The sequence below is a fragment of the Marilutibacter maris genome, from assembly GCF_003233695.1.
Classification (GTDB): Bacteria; Pseudomonadota; Gammaproteobacteria; order Xanthomonadales; family Xanthomonadaceae; genus Marilutibacter; species Marilutibacter maris.
Genome location: NZ_CP029843.1, coordinates 1017826 through 1036328, shown reverse-complemented (window position 1 = coordinate 1036328; position 18503 = coordinate 1017826). Strand labels below are relative to the sequence as shown.

Genomic DNA, 18503 nt, shown 5'->3' with positions numbered 1-18503 from the left:
CGCCATCGCCCCGCCGCGGTACCGCCCATCGGGGTATGCCCGCTGCGGCGGCTATCGTGCGATGCTGTAGTTCCGGAGCCGCGCTGGCATCCGCGGCGGCACCCGGTTACCCACAGCGGTCAACATAGCCATCAACCAGGAGGTCTGCGATGCGTATCGAAACCCACGGCCAACAGATCGATGTCACTCCGGCCCTGCGCGACTACGTCGAGACCAAGCTGTCGCGCCTGGAGCGTCACTACGAGCAACCGTTGGACGTGCGTGCCCAGCTCAGCCTGGACAAACCCGAACACAAGGCCGAGGCGACCGTCAGCATCGCCGGCCGCACCCTGCATGCCGACGCCAACGCGATCGACATGTACGCCGCGATCGACCTGCTTGCCGACAAGCTCGATCGCCTGCTGCTGAAGCACAAGGAAAAGATGGTCGACCACCATCGTGGCGAGAGCCTGGCCCGCAACGGCGACCTCGGCGCCTGAGCCGGCGGGTCGGCGCGCGTCCCACCCGTCACCGCGCGGGCGTCATGGCCGGCTACCATGGCGCCCCGGCCCCAAGGCAGCGACCGAGTGAATGATCGACTGGACACGCCCTCCGACCCGCGCCAAGGATGCGCAGATGAGCAGAACACGGCACCGCCCGGGGCGCCGGGCATGAACGCGAGCATCAGCGCCGGCGAACTGTTCGAGCAGCAGCGCGAGCGTCTCGACCTGCGCTGGATCGCGGGCGAGGCCGGCGCCGCGCGGATGCTGGAGTCGGTGCAGACGGTCGCGCGGCGGCCGTCGCTGGCCGGCTATCTCAACACCATCTATCCGAACAAGGTCCAGATCCTCGGCACCGAGGAACTGGCCTGGCTGGACTCGCTGGACTCGCGCCTGCGCTGGGAGACGATCGAGAAGATCATCCAGTCGCGGCCGCTGGCGATGGTGATCAGCAAGCAGCAGCCCTGCCCCGAGGACCTGCGCGAGGCCGCCGAGGAGTCCGGCACCCCGCTGTGGGTCTCGCCGCGCCGCGGCCACGAACTGCTCAACCACATGCAGTACCACCTCGCGCGCACGCTGGCGCCGCGGGTGACCCTGCATGGGGTGTTCATGGAAATCTATTCGATCGGCGTGCTGATCACCGGCGAGTCCGGCTCGGGCAAGAGCGAACTGGCCCTGGAGCTGGTCACCCGCGGCCACCGGCTGGTCGCCGACGACGCCCCCGAGTTCACCCAGATCGCGCCGGACGTGCTCGATGGCACCTGCCCGGACATGCTGCAGGACCTGCTCGAAGTGCGCGGTCTGGGGGTGCTCAACATCCGCGAGATGTTCGGCGACACCGCGGTCAAGGGCAACAAGTACCTGCGCCTGGTGATCCACCTCACCCGGCCGATGGCCGAGCCGCTGCCGACCGGGATCGAGCGCCTGACCGGCGACAGCGGCACCCGCCGCATCCTCGACCTGGACGTGCCGACGATCACCCTGCCGGTGATGCCCGGCCGCAACCTGGCGGTCCTGGCCGAGGCGGCGACCCGCCTGCACAGCCTGCGGATGAAGGGCATGGACCCGGCCGCCGCCTTCATCGCACGACACAGCAATTTCCTGGAACGGGGGGACGCGTGAGCACGGGGACCGACACGGACGCCGATACGGCCGCCGCCAACAACGCCGCACCGGTACTGGTCATCGTCAGCGGCATGTCCGGCTCGGGCAAGTCGGTGGCGTTGAAGACCCTGGAGGACCTGGGCTACTACTGCGTCGACAACCTGCCCGCCGACCTGCTGCCGCAGTTCGTGCGCAGCGTGCACAGCGACGACGGCGCGCCGCCCAAGCTGGCGGTGGCGATCGACGTGCGCAACCGCCACAGCGATCTGGCCAACATCCCCGAGTGGCTGTCGACGGTCGGCGGACTGGGTTTCGACCCGCACCTGGTCTATTTCGAAAGCAGCGACGAGGTGCTGTTGCGGCGCTATGCCGACACCCGCCGCCGCCACCCGCTGAGCCGGCTGGGGCTGCCGCTGGCCGACGCGCTCGCGCTCGAGCGCCAGGTCTCGCGTCCGCTGCGGCGGATCGCCGATACCGTGATCGACACCAGCGAGATGAACGTGCACCAGTTGCGCCGGCACATCATCACCGGGTTCGGGCTGGGCGGCGACAGCGCCGTCTCGCTGCTGTTCGAGTCGTTCGCCTACCGCCATGGCGTGCCCGCCGACGCGGACTTCGTGTTCGACGCCCGCGGCCTGCCCAATCCGCACTGGAACGCGGTCCTGCGACCACTGTCGGGTCGCGACAGCGGCGTGCGCGAATACCTCGACCAGCAGCCCGACGTGAACCTGTACCTGTCGCAGGTGAGCGGCTTCCTCGATACCTGGCTGCCACGGATGATCGAGGACACCACCCGCAGCTACGTTACCGTCGCGTTCGGCTGTACCGGCGGCCGCCACCGTTCGGTCTATCTCGCCGAACGCATGGCCGAGCATGCGCGCGGCCAGGGCTGGGACGAGGTCGCCGTCCATCACCGCGAACTGGACTGAGCGCGCGCCTCCGTTCCCGGCGACAACGTCCCGTCTCCGCCCCCGTGCGGGTGAATGCCCGCTGACACGGTTTCCGCTCGTGTTCACCGAATTACGGAACCTTTATCCGTTGCTCGCGCCGGGATCGCACCTGCATCGATAGCGTCGGACACGCACCCACCAGGACCTGCGTATCCGAGGAGACGAAGATGGCGACCCCCACCGTGTGCGGCCCGGGGCGACGACGACCGTTGGCGGCGATGCTGACCTGCGTGTCGATCGTACTGGCGTCGGCGGCGTTCGCCGCCGGCCCGCGACCGGGGCCACAGGAAGCCCCTCCCCGCAATCCGCCGCCCGTCAGCGCGCCCGAGCCCGAGCGCGCTCCCGGTCCGGACGCCTTCACCGCGCTCGACCGCAATGCCGACGGCCTGCTCTCGCGCGAGGAGGCCGCGGCGGACGCGGCGCTGGTCCTGCGCTTCGACCAGGCCGATCGCGACGACGACGGCCTGCTGACGGCGGAGGAATTCGCCGCCATGGACGACCAGCCTCCGCTGCCCTGACCCCGCTCCTGCGAGGTCCCGCAACCGCGTATCGTCCGCGTCCGGCCGATGCGTCCCACCCCCACCGAAAGGGAGACTCCCATGAACCACGCTCCGAAAACCGCCGATCCGGACCATCGCCGCCGCTGGACGATGGCGGCGCTCCCGGTCGCCACCCTGCTCGCGCTGGGCCTGGCCGCCTGCGAACCGGCGGCGCCTCCATCCGGATCGACACCGCCGGCGGAGGACATGGCCGCACCGGAAACCAGCACGCCCGCGGACACCGCACCGGCCGATGACATGAGCGCACCGGAGACGGAGACCGAGAACGCCTACCCGTCGCCGATGCCCGAGCCGCTCGACGAGCGCGAACAGCCGCCGTCACCGATCGCGCCGGAGCCCGCGGTCGAACCAACGCCGGAGCCGGCGCCCGACGACACCCCTCAGCCCTAGCATCCACCGGCGTCGCCCGGACGATCCGGCGACGCCCACCTTCAACCAGGTACGGGCAGCCGATGGCTGCCCGTACTGCGTTTGCGCGCGAACCGATCGCATCGATCGCTACCGGCGGGTCGCCCGGCTCTGATAAGTTGATGGGATGAGCGTCGGCATCCTCCTCGTCACCCATCAAGGCATCGGCAGCGCGCTGCTGGCGGTGGCCACGCAGTTGTTGCGCAACCTGCCGCTGAGCACCGAAGCCTTCGAAGTGCCGTTCGGCGCCGATCCGGACCAGTTGCTGCCGCAGGCCAGCGCCGCGCTGCGGCGGGTCGACGGCGGCGATGGCGTGCTGGTGCTGACCGACGTCTATGGCGCGACCCCGAGCAACCTCGCCGCCCGGGTCGCACGGCTGGGAACGCCGGTGCGCCGGGTATCCTCGTTGAATCTGCCGATGCTGCTGCGGGTGATGAACTACGCCGAGCTCGGCCTGGACGAACTGCCCGCGATCGCCGCCGCGGGCGCGCGCAACGGCGTCATCCTGGACGACGCCTGAGAACGGCCCGAGGACTCCCCATGATCGAACGCGAACTGACCGTATCCAACCGCCTCGGCCTGCACGCGCGCGCGACCGCCAAGCTGGTCCAGGTGCTGTCCGCGTTCCGCAGCAACGCCACCCTCGTCGCCAAGGGCCGCGAGGTCAACGCCAAGAGCATCATGGGGGTGATGTTGCTGGCCGCCGGCCAGGGCACCGCGGTCCGGCTGCGGGTCGAGGGCGAGGACGAGGCCGCCGCCACCGAAGCGATCGTCGCGCTGTTCGAGCGCCGCTTCGACGAGGACAACTGAGGAGACCGGCGCGGATGCGGCAGGAGTTCAACGGCACCGGAGCCTCGCGCGGAAGCGTGCTCGGCCGTGCCCGCGTCCGCCTGCCGCACGCACTCGAGGTCGTTGAGGAGCACATCGCCGGCGAGGCGATCGACGACGAGCTGGCTCGCCTGCACGCGGCGATCGCGGTCGTCCGCGAGGAGATGCATACGCTGCGCGAGCGCCTGCATGGCGCGCTCGCCCACGAGGTCGGCGAGTTCCTCGACCTGCATACGCTGCTGCTGGACGATCCGGAGCTGCTGCAGGGCCTGAACGAACTGATCCGGATCGGCCGCTATACCGCCGACTACGCGCTGCGCCTGCAGCGCGACCGCATCGCCGCGGTGTTCGAGGACATGGACGATGCGTATTTCCGCAGCCGGGTCGAGGACATCGACCAGGTCATCGGCCGCGTGCATGCCGCGCTGCACCGCCGCCAGGGCGAGATGCAGGGCCTGGCCGGCGACATCCTGATCACCGACACCGTGGCCCCGGCCGAGATCGCCCAGTTGCAGGCGCACGGGGCGATGGCGATCGTCACCGCCAGCGGCAGCCCGCTCTCGCACAGCGCGATCCTCGCCCGCAGCCTGCACCTGCCGCTGGTGGTGGGCGTCCCCAACGTGCTGCAGAAGATCAACGACGGCGACACGTTGATGATCGACGGCGGCAGCGGCCTGGTCGTGCTCGAGCCCAATGCCGAGGACCTGCGCGGGCATCGCGCGCGGGCACGCGAGCTCAAGCGCGAACGCAAGGAGCTGCACCGCCTGCGCCGCGAACCGACCCGCACCCGCGACGGCGTCGACATCAAGCTCTACGCCAACGCCGAGTCGCGCGAGGACGTCGCCGAGGCGCACGCGCTGGGCGCGGCCGGGATCGGGCTGTACCGCACCGAGTTCCTGTTCCTGCAACGCCGCGAGCTGCCGGACGAGGACGAGCAGTTCCGCGCCTACCGCGATCTGGTGCTGGGCATGACCGGCCGCACCGTCACCGTGCGCACCGTCGACCTGGGCGCCGACAAGGCCGACCACACCGGACTGGCCCTGCGCGACGAGCCCAACCCGGCGCTGGGCCTGCGCGGCGTGCGCCTGTCGCTGGCCCGTCCCGACGTGCTGGAGACCCAGTTGCGCGCCCTGCTGCGCGCCTCCGGTTACGGTCCGCTGCGGATCCTGCTGCCGATGGTCAGCAGCCGCGCCGAGATCCGCGCGGTGCGCGGCCACCTGGCGCGGATCGCCGGCGAGCTGCGCGCGCAGGGCCATGCGATCGCCGAGCAACTGCCGCTGGGCGCGATGATCGAGGTCCCGGCGGCGGCGATCGCCCTGGCCAGCTTCATCGACGAGGTCGACTTCCTGTCGATCGGCACCAACGACCTGGTCCAGTATCTGCTCGCCGCCGACCGCATCAACGAGGCGCTGGGCGAGCTCTACACACCGCTGCACCCGGCGGTGGTGCGGGTGCTGCGCGACGTGATCCGCCACGCCCACACCCGCGGCGTGCCGGTCGCGGTATGCGGCGAGATGGCCGGCGACGCCAGCTTCGCCCCGCTGCTGCTGGCGCTGGGACTGACCGAGTTCAGCCTGCACCCGTCGACGATGCTGGAACTGCGCCAGGTGATCCGCAATCACGACCTGGCCCGGTTGCGCAGACACAGCGCCGGGTTGATGCGCGCGCGCGACCACGCCGCCCTGGCGCGCTGGCTCGACAGCAACACCGGTCACTGAACGCCGCGGCCGCACGCCGGGGTGTGCAGCCACGCCCGCAACGGCGATAATCACGCCCGGACGCATTGGAAGCGTCGTCCCCGGAACGGCCTGCCCGGCCAGGCCCTCCGGGAGAGTCGCACCGCAGTCCGCCACCCTGCCGCCTTGCGGAGGGCGCCGGGACGGTTGCGGCGCCCGACCTGGAACCGGGCCGACCCCGTCGTCCGGTTCTTCCGACCGCGCCGCCGACCACACCGCTGAGCCCCACAACCGGAGCCCTGCATGGCCGAAGCCGTCCGCCACGACAAGACCGCACGCCAGTTGCGCCTGCTATCGGATGCGCTCGACAGCGGCCGCCTGGGCCCGGTCCGGCGGCTGGTCAATACCTTGTCGCCGGCGGAGATCGGCAACCTGCTCGAATCGCTGCCGCCGGCCAAGCGCACGGTGGTCTGGGGCCTGGTCGACGCCGAGGACGACGGCGAGGTGCTGGTCCACGTCGGCGACGAGGTCCGCGAGAGCCTGCTCGCCGAGATGGATCCGGACGAGATCGTCGCCGCGGTCGAGGACCTCGACATCGACGACCTCGCCGATCTGGTCGAGGACCTGCCGGACACGGTCATCGACGAAGTCCTCAAGTCGATGGACCGCGAGAACCGCGACCGCCTCGAACAGGTCCTGTCCTACCCCGAGGACACCGCCGGCCGCCTGATGAATCCCGACGTGGTGACCGTGCGCGCGGACACCACCGTCGACGTCGTGCTGCGCTATCTGCGCCTGCGCGGCGAGCTGCCCGAACACACCGACCATCTGTACGTGGTCAGCCGCCGCCACCAGTACCTGGGCCGGATCGCGCTGGCCTCGCTGCTGACCTGCGAGCCGGGCGACCCGATCAACAAGCTGGTCGACGACGAGCAGCCGGCGATCGACGTCGACGAATCCGCCGACGAGGTCGCCCGCCAGTTCTCCGACCACGACTGGCTGAGCGCGCCGGTGGTCGACGACGGCAACGTGCTGCTGGGCCGCATCACCATCGACGACGTGGTCGACATCATCCGCGAACGTGCCGAGCACCAGGCCCTGGGCGCGGCCGGCCTGGACGAGGAAGAGGATCTGTTCAGCCCGATCCGACGGGCGATGCGGCGGCGCCTGATCTGGTTGACGATCAACCTCGGCACCGCCTTCCTCGCCGCCAGCGTGGTCGGCCAGTTCGAGGCCACGATCGAGAAGATCGTCGCCCTCGCGGTGCTGATGCCGATCGTCGCCGGCATGGGCGGCAATGCCGGCACCCAGGTGCTGGCGCTGATGGTGCGCGGCCTCGCCCTGGGCCAGGTCGGCGCCTCCAACGCCGGCGTGCTGCTGTGGAAGGAAGTCCGGCTGGCCCTGCTCAACGGCCTGACCCTCGGCTCCCTGCTCGGCATCGTGGTCTGGTTCTGGTTCCGCGACTGGCAGCTGTCGCTGGTGATCGCCTCGGCGCTGACCCTGAACCTGCTGTTCGCCGCCACCGCCGGGGTGACCGTGCCGCTGACCCTGAAACGGCTGGGCTTCGACCCCGCGCTGGCCAGCAGCATCTTCCTGACCACGGTCACCGACGTGCTGGGCTTCTTCACCTTCCTCGGCCTGGCGACCCTGGTGTTGCTGCACTGAGCCTGCGGCACGGACGGCGGCGACCTCATGGACACCGTGGCACTGCAGGCCCATCTGCTCGAACTCGAACAGCGCCTGCTGCAACCGGCGACGCGCGCCTCGGTGGCGGCGCTGGACGGGCTGGTCGCCGACGACTTCGTCGAGATCGCCAGCAGCGGCCGCGCGTTCGGCAAGGACGAAGTGCTGACGCGACTGCCGCGCGAGGCGGGCCTCTTCCAGTACCGCATCGAGGACTTCTCGCTGCGCCTGCTGGGCGCGGGCCTGGCCCTGGCGACCTATCGGGCGACGATCGTCGATGCCGACGCCGCACGGCCAGCACGGCATTCGCTGCGCAGCTCATTGTGGCGACACGAGGATGCCGGCTGGCGCATGGTCTTCCACCAGGGCACGCCGATCGCAGCGGACCGGGATTGAAGCTCGCGCGCTGACCCCGGCAGCGGCCGCCGCGTTGCGGTAGCCTGCCCCCTGCACGCTTCCCGCTCGAACCGCACCCGGAGCCCTCCCGCCATGCCCCTCACGTTGCGCCGGACCCTGTCCCTGATGGCCACCTCGATGCTGCTCGCCCTGACCGTCGCCTGCACGACCACGCCATCCGCATCGCGGTCCGCCGACGCGTCGTCCGAGCCGGTCGCGGCGGGCGAGTTCGTCCGCCGCACCGTCCGCCTCGATGGCGTCGAGCGTGTCTACCAGGTCTTCGTGCCCGCCTCCACGCGCCTGCAGGACGCCGCCGGCCGACGCCCGGTGGTGCTGTTCCTGCACGGCTCCGGCGAGCGTGGCGCCGACGGCGACAAGCAGACCGCGGTCGGCCTGGGCCCGTTCCTGCGTGCCCATGCGCAACGCTTTCCGGCGATCGTGGTGTTCCCGCAGTCGCCGGCCGAGCGCTCCTGGGACGGCGATGTCGCGGCGATGGCCCTGGCCACGCTCGACGCGGCGACGGCGGAGTTCGGCGGCGACCCCGACCGCACCTATCTGACCGGCCTGTCGCGCGGCGGCTACGGCACCTGGGAGCTGGCGCTGCTGCAGCCGCAGCGCTTCGCCGCGCTGGCCCCGGTCTGCGGCGGCATCACCTCGCCGCGCGCCGAGTCGCCGCTGGCGGTCGAAGCGGTGGCCGGTGCCGCCGATCCGTTCGAAGCCACCGCCACGCGCCTGCATCATCTGCCGGTCTGGATCTTCCACGGCGGCCGCGACGACGTGGTGCCGCCGCAGCAGTCGCGACGCATGCACGCCGCGTTGCAGGCCGCCGGCGCCGACGTCCGCTACACCGAGTTTCCCGACGCCAACCACAACGCCTGGGACGCGACCTACAACTACGCGCCGATGTGGGACTGGATGTTCGGACAGCGGCGCCGCTGAAACAGCGCACAGACGCGGCGTGAGCCGCGATGAAGCGTTCACGGCAAGGTCCGATCGCGGCTTACGCCGCTCCTACATGCGCACCGGGTGGAGCTCGGCGAGGACGCGCGTCGCGGCCCCGTCGCCGCAGGCAACGTCAAGCGCACGCCAGACTCTGGCTCCCGTAGGAGCGGCGTAAGCCGCGATCGGCTCCGGCTACCGCCGCAGCAGGCTTTCCAGCACCGCCATCCGCACCGCGACGCCGTTGGCGACCTGGCGCAGCACCAGCGAACGCGGGCCGTCGGCGACCTCGTCGGTGATCTCGACGCCGCGGTTCATCGGCCCCGGGTGCATCACCACCGCCTCGGCGTCGGCGCGGGCCAGGCGCGCGGCGGTCAGGCCGTAGTCGCGGTGGTAGTCCTCCAGCGAGGCGACCAGGCCGTCCTCCATGCGCTCGCGCTGCAGTCGCAGCATCATCACCGCATCGACCCCGTCCAGCGCGGCGTCGAAATCCTGGCTGACGATGCAGTCCTTCAGCGTGTCGTCGTCGGGGAGCAGCGCCCGCGGTCCGCAGACGCGGATCTGGCCGGCGCCCAGGGTGCGCAGCGCGTGCAGGTCCGAGCGCGCGACCCGCGAGTGCTTGACGTCGCCGACGATCAGCACCTTCAGCGACGAAAAGTCGCCGCCCTTGGCCTGGCGCAGGCTGAGCATGTCGAGCAGGCCCTGGGTCGGGTGCGCGCTGCGGCCGTCGCCGGCATTGATCAGGTGGGTGCCTTCGGCGGCCTCCGCGGCCAGCGCGGCGACCGCGCCGTCGTGCTTGTGGCGAACGATGAAACCGCGCACGCCCATCGCCTCGATGGTCTTCAGCGTGTCGCGCGCGGTCTCGCCCTTGCTGGTCGACGAGGTCGAGGCGTCGAAGTTCAGCACGTCCGCGCCCAGCCGCTGGGCGGCGAGCTGGAAGCTCAGCCGGGTCCGGGTCGAAGGCTCGAAGAACAGGGTGCAGACCGCGGTGCCGGCCAGTGCGCTGCGCGCGTCGTGACCCTCGGCATAGTGCTGGGCGCGGTCGAGCAGGGTCAGCATCCGCTCGCGCGGCATGTCCCGCAGGCCGATCAGGTGGCGCGACGGGTCGACCGCAGCGTGCGGCGCGGTGGCGGAAGGCGTTGGGCTCATGGGGTCCGGGGCGGTATCAGTGGGAAGCGTCGGAAGACGGCGGGGTGCCGATTTCCGTGGCGTCGTCGGGGGCGGCCAGCCAGCGTTCGACGATGACCGCGGCGGCCATCGCATCGAGCACCTCGGCATCGCGGCGGCGGCGGCGGCCTTCGGCGCGGGCGCCGGCGAAGCGTTGCGCGGCCTCGACCGAGCTGGCGCGCTCGTCGACCAGGGCCACCCCCAGCCGGTAGCGTGCGTGCAGTTCGCGGGCGAACGCATGGGCGCGCCGGCGGTTGGGCTGATCGCCGCCGTCCAGGGTCATCGGGTCGCCGACCACGAAGCCGTCCGGCCGCCACTCCTTGCAGAGACGATCGATCGCGGTCCAGTCGGGGCCATGGCCGTGCACGTCGACCACCGCCAGCGCACGCGCGCCATTGCCGAACGCGCTGCCGACCGCGACGCCGATGCGGCGGGCGCCGACGTCGAATCCAAGTACCGTGCCGTCGCGTCTCATCACGGCCGCCTCAGGCATGCCCCGCGTAGTCGGCGAGATGGGCGAAATCCACGCCAATGCGACCGGCCGCGGCCTGCCAGCGCGCGTCCAGCGGCATCGAGAACAGCAGCTCGGCGTCGGAGGGTGCGGTCAGCCAGTCGTTGTCGGCCAACTCGCGCTCGAGCTGACCCGAGCCCCAACCGGCGCAGCCCAGCGCCACGGTCGCGTTGGCCGGCCCCTCGCCGAGCACCATCGCCTCGAGAATCTCGCGCGAGGTGGTCAGGTACAGCTGCTCGCCGATCTGCATCGTCGAGTCCCAGTTCAGGCCGCCGTCGTGGAGCACGAAACCGCGTTCGGGGTGGACCGGGCCACCGGCCAGGACCGGCTGCGCGCGCAGCGAGTCGCTGCCGCCTTCGACCCCCATCTGGCCCAGCACCTCGCCGAGGGTGTACTCGGAGGCGCGGTTGACCACGATGCCCATCGCGCCGTCCTCGTCGTGCTGGCAGATCAGCGCGACGCTGCGCGAGAAGTTGGTGTCCGCCAGCGAAGGCAGGGCGATCAGGAGCTGGTTGGCGAGCGGCGTAGTGGGCACGGACATGGCCGTCATTCTAGCGCCTCGCCAGCGGCTCGCGTGGGTCCGCGCGACGCGCTATGGTCATGGGTCCGGCGTCTGCCCGGCCGCGCAGCGACGGTCGGCGGCGGCCCTCCACCTCGACCCTTCCAGCCTGCCGGGCCCGCCGCCCGGCCGCGAGGAGTATTCCATGTCAGGTTATTGCGACATCGCGCCCGGCCACCCGCTGCACGGCCCCTATCACGACCGCGAGTACGGCGTGCCGCAGCGCGAGGAGGCGGTGCTGTTCGAGCGCCTGTTGCTGGAGATCAACCAGGCCGGGCTGAGCTGGGAAACCATCCTGCGCAAGCGCGAGGGCTTCCGCCGCGCCTACGACGGCTTCGACGTCGACGCGGTCGCCGGCTACGGCGAGGCCGAGCGCGCACGGCTGCTGGCCGACGCCGGCATCATCCGCAACCGGCTCAAGGTCGACGCGGCGATCCACAACGCCGGGGTGATCCGGGCGATGCGCGACAGTCACGGCGGCTTCGCCGACTGGCTCGACGCGCATGCCCGCGACGGCGACGCGCCTCGCGACAAGGCCGCGTGGGTGAAGCTGTTCAAGCGCACGTTCCGCTTCACCGGCGGCGAGATCACCGGCGAATTCCTGATGAGCCTGGGCTACCTGCCCGGCGCCCACCGCGCCGACTGCCCGGCGATGCGACGCATCGCCCGCGAGCATCCGCGGCTGCCCTCGGTCGTCGCGCTGACCGGCTGAGCGCCGGCCCTTCCCCGCCCCGCGGACATGAAACGGCCCGGACCGCAGGCGCGATCCGGGCCGGGATGTCGTCGCACGTGGCCGCGGCACGAGGCCACGACCATCGCCGGCGCTACCGCAGGCGGATCAGGCGTGCTCGCCGCCCGCGCCGTGGGTGTGGCCGTGCTGCTGCTCGTCCTCGGTCGCGTCGCGCACCTCGGTGATCTCGACGTCGAAGTGCAGGGTCTTGCCGGCCAGCGGGTGGTTGCCGTCGACGGTGATGGTGCCCTCGCCGACCTCGGTCACGGTCACCAGTAGCGGACCGTTGCCGGTCTGGGCCTGGAACTGCATGCCCGGCTGCACGTTGTCGATGCCCTGGAAGGCCTCGCGCGGCACCTGCTGGACCAGACCGTCGTGGCGGACCCCATAGCCCTCCTCGGGCGCGACATCGACCTTGAGCTTGTCGCCGGCCTGCTTGCCGGCCAGGGCCTTCTCCAGCCCGGCGACGATGTTGCCGGCGCCGTGCAGATAGCTCAGCGGGTCGCGGCCGCTGGACGAGTCGATGACCTGACCGGCATCGTCGGTCAGGGTGTAGTGGAAGGAAGCGACGCGACGGTCGGCGATCTCCATGGGAGCCTCCATTGTCTAGGGAGTGTGGGAATACGCCGAAAAGGCCGGAGCACTGACAGACGACGCAAAGAAATAGCCGCTCAAGGCGGCCAGAACGGGAAGTCTGGACGTGGCGGGCGGTGAGTGCAAGTTTGGGGGGGGGCAGGCGCATATTCCCGCGCCGCAGATACCGCCGGTCCGGTGATCGCACCTGGATCGGTATGCCCCATCGAGTCCGGTATGCGACGGGTCAGATATCCCGCGGGCCGGCACTGGCCCGACTGAGCAGGACGAGACCGGTCCAAGCGTCCGGGTAGTGGACGGCGCCGGCCTGGGGCGACTCGATCAGGACTCCGGCGCGCAGATAGCGCCAGTCGTCTGCCGAATAGCCTACAGAAAACTCACCGGTAGCGATAACGGCCACGACGACGCCTGTCATGCCGCCGCCGAGATCCACCCTGTCGCCGATCAGGACGGCCGTTCCGTCCTCGTAGTTCATACCACCCCCACCACATCACCCGGTTGGGCCGTGCTCAAGCGCTTGGCTTCGCAGGCGCGGAGCTCGTGTTTGCTAGTCGCGTTATAAAATGAACCCGGCCTCACCTTTCGCACCAATGACATTGACACCACCGATCAGTCGGCAAGGTAACGGTCCACAATAAAACCAAACTGCCGCTCAAAGTAACTACACATCGCCTCAGCCGAATCAGCATCGTCCATCACAACATCTGACAACTCAAGGAAACACAGAGGAGAGCTCCCCACGCTAAACCGCCTTCCAACAACGCTTATAACACCAAACCGAGGAATCTCAGGCATTGACTCTTTACCCGAAAAAACGAACGAAACTTCGTCGTCAACACAGGGCAAAACTGGCAACTCCAATTCACCCCAGATCGACGCATACGCCGTCGCAGGAGAGCTAAAAACTGGAATATTCACTCCAACTTTCATACTATTTTCCAAAAGGCGCACGAGGAACAAACAATGTTCGAGCGGCTTGCTCTTCTTGCGAAACATCACAGTTCATCAGCTTCCCCAACGAGATCATTGTCTCAATCGCCTTGATTCGCCCAGCCAACTCGTCACCATGGCCCAACCAGCTTGTGTTACCAATAGCTGGATTCTTTTCAGCAAACGCATATAGATATAAATTCTGCGGGTCAAAAAACATCTTAGCCATCTTTCCCTTTGCAACGTAAATATGTTGCTGCAACGCCGCCTTCAACGCCGCACACTTATCATCTTCGCCCTTGCAGTATCTTTGATAATAAATCGTCTGCTCTCGCGTCATTTTAGGGCGGCCACTCACCAGGTCAGACATGTACTGAGTGAGCCCATCCCAAACTTCACCAGGCGTCGGCCCCCAGCCACTAGAGTGATCCGCACCACCTCCTGGTCCCGACCATCCCGGATTATAGGGGGGACGACGTAGAGCACTTTGCAACCCAAGAGGATCAGCCGAAGCTAGAGGCAAGCCATCTACATATCCATACGTTGAAAGCCCTCCCATCAATCCAATCGGATCACTCTGCAGGTAACGCCCCACTCCCGCCTCATAATCCCGGAAGTAGTTGTAGTTCAGTCCGCTCGCGGCATCGTAGCGCTGGCCCGGGAAGCGCATGTCGAGGACGAAGGCGGTGCTGTCGCCGTCGGGGTCCGGGTTGGGGGCGCTGTTGCCGAAGGCTTCGCTGGCGATGTCCCAGGTCCAGACCGCGACGTCGCGCTGGGGTTCGATCACCGCGCGCGGGGTGCCGAGGTGGTCGGGTTCGATGTAGTGCAGGCGGTTGGCGGTTGTCGCGATGCCGTTGAGCAGGCCCACCGGCAGGTCGTCGAGCCAGATCGCCTGCTGCTTCGGTGCGCCGCTGGCGTCGTAGTCGCCGACCCAGTGGCCGGCTTCGTCGTAGACGCTGTAGGTGACGTCGCTGCCCAGGTGGCGATGCACGCGCTCGCCGCGGCCATTGTAGCCGTAGTGCATCGTCACCGCGCCGCCCTGCTTGACCGCGCTCAGGCGGTTGGCGGCGCTGTAGACGTATTCCTTCGTGCCGCCGATGGCGGTGGTGTTGCCGACCGCGTCGTAGCCGCGGGCCACACCGGCGACCGCGCCGAGTCGGTGGCTGTCGGTCGGATAGCTGTAGGCCTGGGTGCCGCCGGCATTGGTGAAGCTGGTGCGGTTGCCGGTGGCGTCGTAGCCGTAGCTTTCGATCGCGGTGTCGGTCGGGCCGTCGCGGAACGCGGTCAGCCGGCTCAGCGCGTCGTAGTCCAGGCGCACCCGCGGCGGGTCGGCACGATCGGCGCCGTGCAGGCTGGTCAGGTTGCCGACCGCGTCGAAGCGGAAGCCCAGATCCAGTCCGCCACCGCTGGTAGGCGAACCGGTGTCGGTGCTCAGGATCGACTGCGGGCGGTAGTCCAGGTCCAGCGTGCGCGACAACGTGCGGCCGTTGCCGAAGGTCCAGGCCCCGACCGGGCCGAACGGGTACCAGCTGGCGTTGCTCAACAGCACTTCGCGGCTGCCGCCGGGTGCGGTGACGCCGATTTCGCTGGTCCGGCCCTGGCCGTCGCGGACGTAGTCGACCTCGGTGCCGTCCGGGTAGGTCATCAGGCTCAGCTGACCGGCCTGGGTGTAGGCGTAGCGCAGGGTGAAGGACTGGCCATTGGTGACCTGGACCTTGCGCACCAACTGGCCGAAGCGGTCGTAGCAGTAGTCGGTGTGGCCGCTGCCGTCGCTCATCCGGCTCAGGCGGCCGATCGCGAAGGTCTCGCCGGCGGCGCAGCCGGGCTGGACGCTGTCGTAGGCATAGGCCACGTCCAGGCTGCTGTCGCTGTAGCTCACCGAGGTCAGGCGGTTGAGCGCGTCGTAGCCGTAGCCGGTGGCCTCGCCGCGGGCGTCGGTCTGGCTGCTGCGGTTGCCGGCGTCGTCGTGCTGGTAGGAGGTGACGCCGGTGTCGGGGCTGTCGAGCTGGGTCAGATCGCCGAGGCCGTTGTAGCTGTAGACCGTGTCCAGCCCCTTCGGGTCGGTGACCTGGGTCAGGTTGTCGAGCGCGTCGTACTCGAACGCGGTCGAAGCCTCGATGCCGCCGACGTCCCGCAGGCTGCCGATCAGGCGGTTGAGCGGGTCGTAGTCGTTCTGCGTCACCCGGCTGAGCGCGTCGGTGACCGTCTCCAGGTTGCCGTTGGTGTCGTAAGTGAAGTCGGTCGGGTTGGCGCCGGCATCGGCCTGGGTCGCCAGCTGGCCGAGCTGGTTGTAGACCCGCGACAGGGTACGCTTGAGGGCGTCGTTCTCGCCCAGCACCTCCTCCTTGATCCGGTTGCCGGCGTTGTCGAGGGTGTAGTGCAGACGGTTGCCGTCGGCGTCGACGATGTCGGTCAGCCGGTGCGCGGCGTCATAGACATAGGAGGTGAAGCTGCCATCGGGCAGGGTCACGCTGCTGACCAGGCCGGTCGGCAGGTAGGCGATGGCGGTGATGCGGTCGTCGGCCTCGCTGTTGTCGTCGCTGCCGCGGACCTTGCGCGCGGTCATCCAGCCACGCGGGTGGTACTCGAAGTCGGTGACGACGTCGTTGGCGTCCCTGACCGACAGCACCCGGCCGGCGCCGTCGTAGCGCAGGGTCTCGGTGACATGGCCAAGCGCGTCGGTGACCTTCCACAGATCGCCCTTGCGCCAGGCGCAGGTCGTCGGCGAGGTCGCGCAACTTCCTTCATTGCTGGCGCGGTACGTATAGAACGTCTTGTCGACTATATCCGTTCGAGGGCCATCCACATGGGTAACGAGCCCCACCTTTGGACAGGTTCCCGCGGTTACATCTGCCGACTCGCAGTAAGTTGTCGCGATGAGTCGCGAAACTCCTGTCGCCGGGTCGGTCCGAGCGTAAGTAAGCTCCTGTCCGCGTCCGTTCAAAGTCCTTGTTTCTTCGGCTACCAGCTGCCCAGCAGCATCGAACGTCTTTCGCGACGTGATCTTCCCAAACTTGAGGTCGCGCTCTGTCTCGATGCGTCGCTGTTGCGCGGTTCCAACCGCCACCAACCTACTGCTCTCGTAATTGGAGGTGTAACCGTAAGTGGTCGTCGTACCACGCGCATCGGTCCACTCTACGATGCGGCTGTCAGCATCATATTGATGGGTCGCGGAGCCGGCGCTGTCGCTGATAGACACTGGCTTGCGATAAAGATCCGCAGAGAACTCATAGGTACGGAGCGCACCAGAAGCCAAGTGCACAACGGCATGACTATTATCGGGATATGAATACGTAACAACCTGCGATTCAGAACCCGACTCGCCAGAAGACCGATAGGTTATCCGACCCGAAATGTCATAGCCGAAACTGCGCTCGCGCCCCCCTTCCGAAAGCACGCCCGTCAACAGATTATTGTCTGCCGCCGCCGCCAATGCAGGCTCACCGTAAACAAAGGACTTCTGAGCCCCGGAGCTCCAATCTATACCTGCCACATTTCCAACAGTGTCGTACGAAATGTCTACACTCTGCTCGCCCGTGCTGACGGAAAGGAGGCGACCACCCTCATATGAAAGATTCACAGATCTTCCATTGTGGGTCTTGACCGACTCGATTCGCCCGTTCTCGTCACGCAATATCCTCGCTCTCGGAGCGCCTATAGGACCAAAAGACGCCAACAAGCCATCCTCATCGAACCGATACTCTTGGCTACCTGTCCGATATATAAAGCTGCCGTTCGCGTTCTCCCATGCAAGCTCATCAGGGCGCCCGTCGATCTTGTACGTGTTCCCTTCGACATGCCTCAAGTAGGAAAACAGGCCAGGCTCGACCTCAATTACCGCCCCACTGGAACCCCACTCAATTTTCCTGTCGAGGTCCGGCATCCATGCGCGCTTATTCGAATCGTAAGAAATATTGACGCGCACACCATCAAGCGACACCAGATTTTCCCGCACGGAATGCTCTCCACGGGAGACATCCACTCCATCTTCATCGCACAGGCCACACCCAAAATCGAACTTCTTCCTTATTTCATACGAATTATTATCTTTGCAAACCACTGGCCAGCCAGCCGCTTGCAAGTCGACTCCCGACACCGAAACCTCCCCTAAAGAAATTCTGCCTTCAGGGCACTTGTAGACGTCATATTTATATATATTCCAATGGTCATTCCCAGAATACTCGCCGTCAATATAAACTTGATAGTTCGCAGTTTTCCCGCCCCGGATAACAACACCATATCCATCCGCGAAATTACCGGCATCCATCAAGTTGGAATATCCATACGAAATGACCGCCCCCCAATCACCCTCCATGCCATCAGGCACATAGACCTCTCCAGTGCCTCCCTTGCTGACATCCGGGATCCACGTACTTAGCGCCTGCTGCAACTCACTCTCTGCGCTGCACTTTGGCTTGGCAAAGGGAACCGAATAGGAAGCACACGCCCCCGGATTCTCTTGACTCCAGAGTGTCTCAATCCAACGCTCACCATATGCGGCGGGGAAGTATTCTTCGACAGGCAGCAGATCAGTTTCGTACTGATAGACCCATTCCGCCGACTCAAGAAACGGCGGATACGGCCCAACCAGAAACTGATCGGTTTGATGCAGCGGCTGACCACCGGCCGCCGCAGTAGCGGCGTCATAGGCCTGCGGGAAGGACGGGAAACATGCGTCCTCGTAGCAGTAACTGATCGGCGATGCGGACTGCGCCGCTACTGGGGCGCTCGCGGCCAGGTGCATGGCCAGAGCGGATACGAACAGAACGACCAGCCTCACGGGCCGACCCAGCGAAATCTTCATCATGCTTCAGCACTCCGTTGCCGGCATTCAACGCCAATGCGATGCCGAGCCAGACTTCGAGCTCGCTGATCAGCTCAAAGCAGAGTCGCACTCGCCGTAGAGTCGAATTCCCTTTCAATCATCAAGCGCGCTCACCTGAGGCAGTGAACGAACGCACCTTCCAAAGAAGGTCATCCAACGCTATC

19 protein-coding genes are annotated in these 18503 nt (G+C 67.6%); 12 read left to right on the top strand and 7 right to left on the bottom strand.

Features of this window, described 5'->3' with window-relative positions:
- Positions 1 to 149: 149 nt before the first annotated feature.
- From hpf to C9I47_RS04610, 11 genes are all read left to right on the top strand, one after another.
- Positions 150 to 479: a ribosome hibernation-promoting factor, HPF/YfiA family gene (gene hpf / locus C9I47_RS04660; RefSeq protein ID WP_111265715.1), complete on the top strand. Its 330-nt coding sequence runs from the start codon at positions 150 to 152 to the stop codon at positions 477 to 479.
- Positions 480 to 650: 171 nt separating this feature from the next.
- Entirely contained in the window at positions 651 to 1601 is a 951-nt protein-coding gene (gene hprK / locus C9I47_RS04655; RefSeq protein WP_111265714.1) for an HPr(Ser) kinase/phosphatase, read from the top strand.
- Between the two features lie 74 nt (positions 1602 to 1675).
- On the top strand, positions 1676 to 2512 hold the full coding sequence (gene rapZ, locus C9I47_RS04650; protein WP_111267963.1) for an RNase adapter RapZ: 837 nt from the start codon (positions 1676 to 1678) through the stop codon (positions 2510 to 2512).
- Between the two features lie 188 nt (positions 2513 to 2700).
- Positions 2701 to 3051 carry an EF-hand domain-containing protein gene (locus tag C9I47_RS04645; RefSeq protein ID WP_111267962.1) on the top strand — a complete coding sequence of 117 codons (351 nt, stop codon included), beginning with the start codon at positions 2701 to 2703 and terminating at the stop codon, positions 3049 to 3051.
- 81 nt (positions 3052 to 3132) lie between these two features.
- Positions 3133 to 3483 (top strand): hypothetical protein, encoded by a 351-nt coding sequence (locus tag C9I47_RS04640; protein ID WP_111265713.1) that lies wholly within the window; start codon positions 3133 to 3135, stop codon positions 3481 to 3483.
- A gap of 145 nt (positions 3484 to 3628) precedes the next feature.
- Positions 3629 to 4021: a PTS sugar transporter subunit IIA gene (locus tag C9I47_RS04635; RefSeq protein WP_111265712.1), complete on the top strand. Its 393-nt coding sequence runs from the start codon at positions 3629 to 3631 to the stop codon at positions 4019 to 4021.
- 20 nt (positions 4022 to 4041) lie between these two features.
- Entirely contained in the window at positions 4042 to 4311 is a 270-nt protein-coding gene (locus C9I47_RS04630; protein WP_111265711.1) for an HPr family phosphocarrier protein, read from the top strand.
- A gap of 14 nt (positions 4312 to 4325) precedes the next feature.
- The gene (gene ptsP / locus C9I47_RS04625) at positions 4326 to 6047 is read left to right on the top strand and encodes a phosphoenolpyruvate--protein phosphotransferase (protein WP_111265710.1); all 1722 of its coding nucleotides are present in this window, start codon (positions 4326 to 4328) and stop codon (positions 6045 to 6047) included.
- Between the two features lie 261 nt (positions 6048 to 6308).
- Positions 6309 to 7670 carry a magnesium transporter gene (gene mgtE / locus C9I47_RS04620; protein ID WP_111265709.1) on the top strand — a complete coding sequence of 454 codons (1362 nt, stop codon included), beginning with the start codon at positions 6309 to 6311 and terminating at the stop codon, positions 7668 to 7670.
- A gap of 27 nt (positions 7671 to 7697) precedes the next feature.
- Positions 7698 to 8084 carry a nuclear transport factor 2 family protein gene (locus tag C9I47_RS04615; protein ID WP_111265708.1) on the top strand — a complete coding sequence of 129 codons (387 nt, stop codon included), beginning with the start codon at positions 7698 to 7700 and terminating at the stop codon, positions 8082 to 8084.
- Positions 8085 to 8177: 93 nt separating this feature from the next.
- Positions 8178 to 9023, top strand: coding sequence for a carboxylesterase family protein (locus C9I47_RS04610; RefSeq protein WP_190238606.1), 846 nt, complete (start codon positions 8178 to 8180; stop codon positions 9021 to 9023).
- 195 nt (positions 9024 to 9218) lie between these two features.
- On the opposite strand, the gene C9I47_RS04605 is transcribed toward C9I47_RS04610, so the two are convergent.
- The 3 genes from C9I47_RS04605 to C9I47_RS04595 are packed head-to-tail and all read right to left on the bottom strand — an operon-like array spanning position 9219 to position 11242.
- Positions 9219 to 10172, bottom strand: coding sequence for an aspartate carbamoyltransferase catalytic subunit (locus C9I47_RS04605; RefSeq protein WP_111265707.1), 954 nt, complete (start codon positions 10170 to 10172; stop codon positions 9219 to 9221).
- A gap of 16 nt (positions 10173 to 10188) precedes the next feature.
- Complete coding sequence (gene ruvX, locus C9I47_RS04600) at positions 10189 to 10683, bottom strand: Holliday junction resolvase RuvX (protein WP_111265706.1); 495 nt, start codon at positions 10681 to 10683, stop codon at positions 10189 to 10191.
- On the bottom strand, positions 10676 to 11242 hold the full coding sequence (locus tag C9I47_RS04595) for a YqgE/AlgH family protein (protein WP_111265705.1): 567 nt from the start codon (positions 11240 to 11242) through the stop codon (positions 10676 to 10678). The genes ruvX and C9I47_RS04595 overlap by 8 nt, the downstream gene beginning before the upstream one ends.
- Before the next feature lie 163 nt (positions 11243 to 11405).
- Here C9I47_RS04595 and C9I47_RS04590 point away from each other — a divergent pair, with 163 nt between their 5' ends.
- Positions 11406 to 11972 carry a DNA-3-methyladenine glycosylase I gene (locus C9I47_RS04590; RefSeq protein WP_111265704.1) on the top strand — a complete coding sequence of 189 codons (567 nt, stop codon included), beginning with the start codon at positions 11406 to 11408 and terminating at the stop codon, positions 11970 to 11972.
- 126 nt (positions 11973 to 12098) lie between these two features.
- Here the strand turns inward: C9I47_RS04590 and C9I47_RS04585 are convergent, their stop codons facing one another.
- From C9I47_RS04585 to C9I47_RS04575, 4 genes are all read right to left on the bottom strand, one after another.
- Positions 12099 to 12581: an FKBP-type peptidyl-prolyl cis-trans isomerase gene (locus C9I47_RS04585; RefSeq protein ID WP_111265703.1), complete on the bottom strand. Its 483-nt coding sequence runs from the start codon at positions 12579 to 12581 to the stop codon at positions 12099 to 12101.
- Between the two features lie 229 nt (positions 12582 to 12810).
- Positions 12811 to 13059 (bottom strand): hypothetical protein, encoded by a 249-nt coding sequence (locus C9I47_RS04580; RefSeq protein ID WP_111265702.1) that lies wholly within the window; start codon positions 13057 to 13059, stop codon positions 12811 to 12813.
- A 134-nt stretch (positions 13060 to 13193) separates the two neighbouring features.
- Positions 13194 to 13580, bottom strand: coding sequence for a hypothetical protein (locus C9I47_RS17440; protein ID WP_223250277.1), 387 nt, complete (start codon positions 13578 to 13580; stop codon positions 13194 to 13196).
- On the bottom strand, positions 13516 to 18321 hold the full coding sequence (locus C9I47_RS04575; RefSeq protein WP_223250276.1) for an RHS repeat domain-containing protein: 4806 nt from the start codon (positions 18319 to 18321) through the stop codon (positions 13516 to 13518). Before C9I47_RS04575 ends, C9I47_RS17440 begins: the two co-directional genes overlap by 65 nt.
- Positions 18322 to 18503 lie beyond the last annotated feature (182 nt).

What these genes read in the sequence shown, in the direction of transcription:
- C9I47_RS04580 (WP_111265702.1), bottom strand. Translation starts at nt 13,059, where the DNA reads ATGAACTACGAGGACGGAACGGCCGTCCTGATCGGCGACAGGGTGGAT.
- C9I47_RS04605 (WP_111265707.1), bottom strand. Translation starts at nt 10,172, where the DNA reads ATGAGCCCAACGCCTTCCGCCACCGCGCCGCACGCTGCGGTCGACCCG.
- C9I47_RS04645 (WP_111267962.1), top strand. Translation starts at nt 2,701, where the DNA reads ATGGCGACCCCCACCGTGTGCGGCCCGGGGCGACGACGACCGTTGGCG.
- C9I47_RS04630 (WP_111265711.1), top strand. Translation starts at nt 4,042, where the DNA reads ATGATCGAACGCGAACTGACCGTATCCAACCGCCTCGGCCTGCACGCG.
- C9I47_RS04585 (WP_111265703.1), bottom strand. Translation starts at nt 12,581, where the DNA reads ATGGAGATCGCCGACCGTCGCGTCGCTTCCTTCCACTACACCCTGACC.
- C9I47_RS04610 (WP_190238606.1), top strand. Translation starts at nt 8,178, where the DNA reads ATGCCCCTCACGTTGCGCCGGACCCTGTCCCTGATGGCCACCTCGATG.
- ruvX (WP_111265706.1), bottom strand. Translation starts at nt 10,683, where the DNA reads ATGCCTGAGGCGGCCGTGATGAGACGCGACGGCACGGTACTTGGATTC.
- hpf (WP_111265715.1), top strand. Translation starts at nt 150, where the DNA reads ATGCGTATCGAAACCCACGGCCAACAGATCGATGTCACTCCGGCCCTG.
- rapZ (WP_111267963.1), top strand. Translation starts at nt 1,676, where the DNA reads ATGTCCGGCTCGGGCAAGTCGGTGGCGTTGAAGACCCTGGAGGACCTG.
- C9I47_RS04635 (WP_111265712.1), top strand. Translation starts at nt 3,629, where the DNA reads ATGAGCGTCGGCATCCTCCTCGTCACCCATCAAGGCATCGGCAGCGCG.
- C9I47_RS04595 (WP_111265705.1), bottom strand. Translation starts at nt 11,242, where the DNA reads ATGTCCGTGCCCACTACGCCGCTCGCCAACCAGCTCCTGATCGCCCTG.
- C9I47_RS17440 (WP_223250277.1), bottom strand. Translation starts at nt 13,580, where the DNA reads ATGTTTCGCAAGAAGAGCAAGCCGCTCGAACATTGTTTGTTCCTCGTG.
- C9I47_RS04615 (WP_111265708.1), top strand. Translation starts at nt 7,698, where the DNA reads ATGGACACCGTGGCACTGCAGGCCCATCTGCTCGAACTCGAACAGCGC.
- mgtE (WP_111265709.1), top strand. Translation starts at nt 6,309, where the DNA reads ATGGCCGAAGCCGTCCGCCACGACAAGACCGCACGCCAGTTGCGCCTG.
- C9I47_RS04590 (WP_111265704.1), top strand. Translation starts at nt 11,406, where the DNA reads ATGTCAGGTTATTGCGACATCGCGCCCGGCCACCCGCTGCACGGCCCC.
- hprK (WP_111265714.1), top strand. Translation starts at nt 651, where the DNA reads ATGAACGCGAGCATCAGCGCCGGCGAACTGTTCGAGCAGCAGCGCGAG.
- C9I47_RS04640 (WP_111265713.1), top strand. Translation starts at nt 3,133, where the DNA reads ATGAACCACGCTCCGAAAACCGCCGATCCGGACCATCGCCGCCGCTGG.
- ptsP (WP_111265710.1), top strand. Translation starts at nt 4,326, where the DNA reads ATGCGGCAGGAGTTCAACGGCACCGGAGCCTCGCGCGGAAGCGTGCTC.
- C9I47_RS04575 (WP_223250276.1), bottom strand. Translation starts at nt 18,321, where the DNA reads ATGATGAAGATTTCGCTGGGTCGGCCCGTGAGGCTGGTCGTTCTGTTC.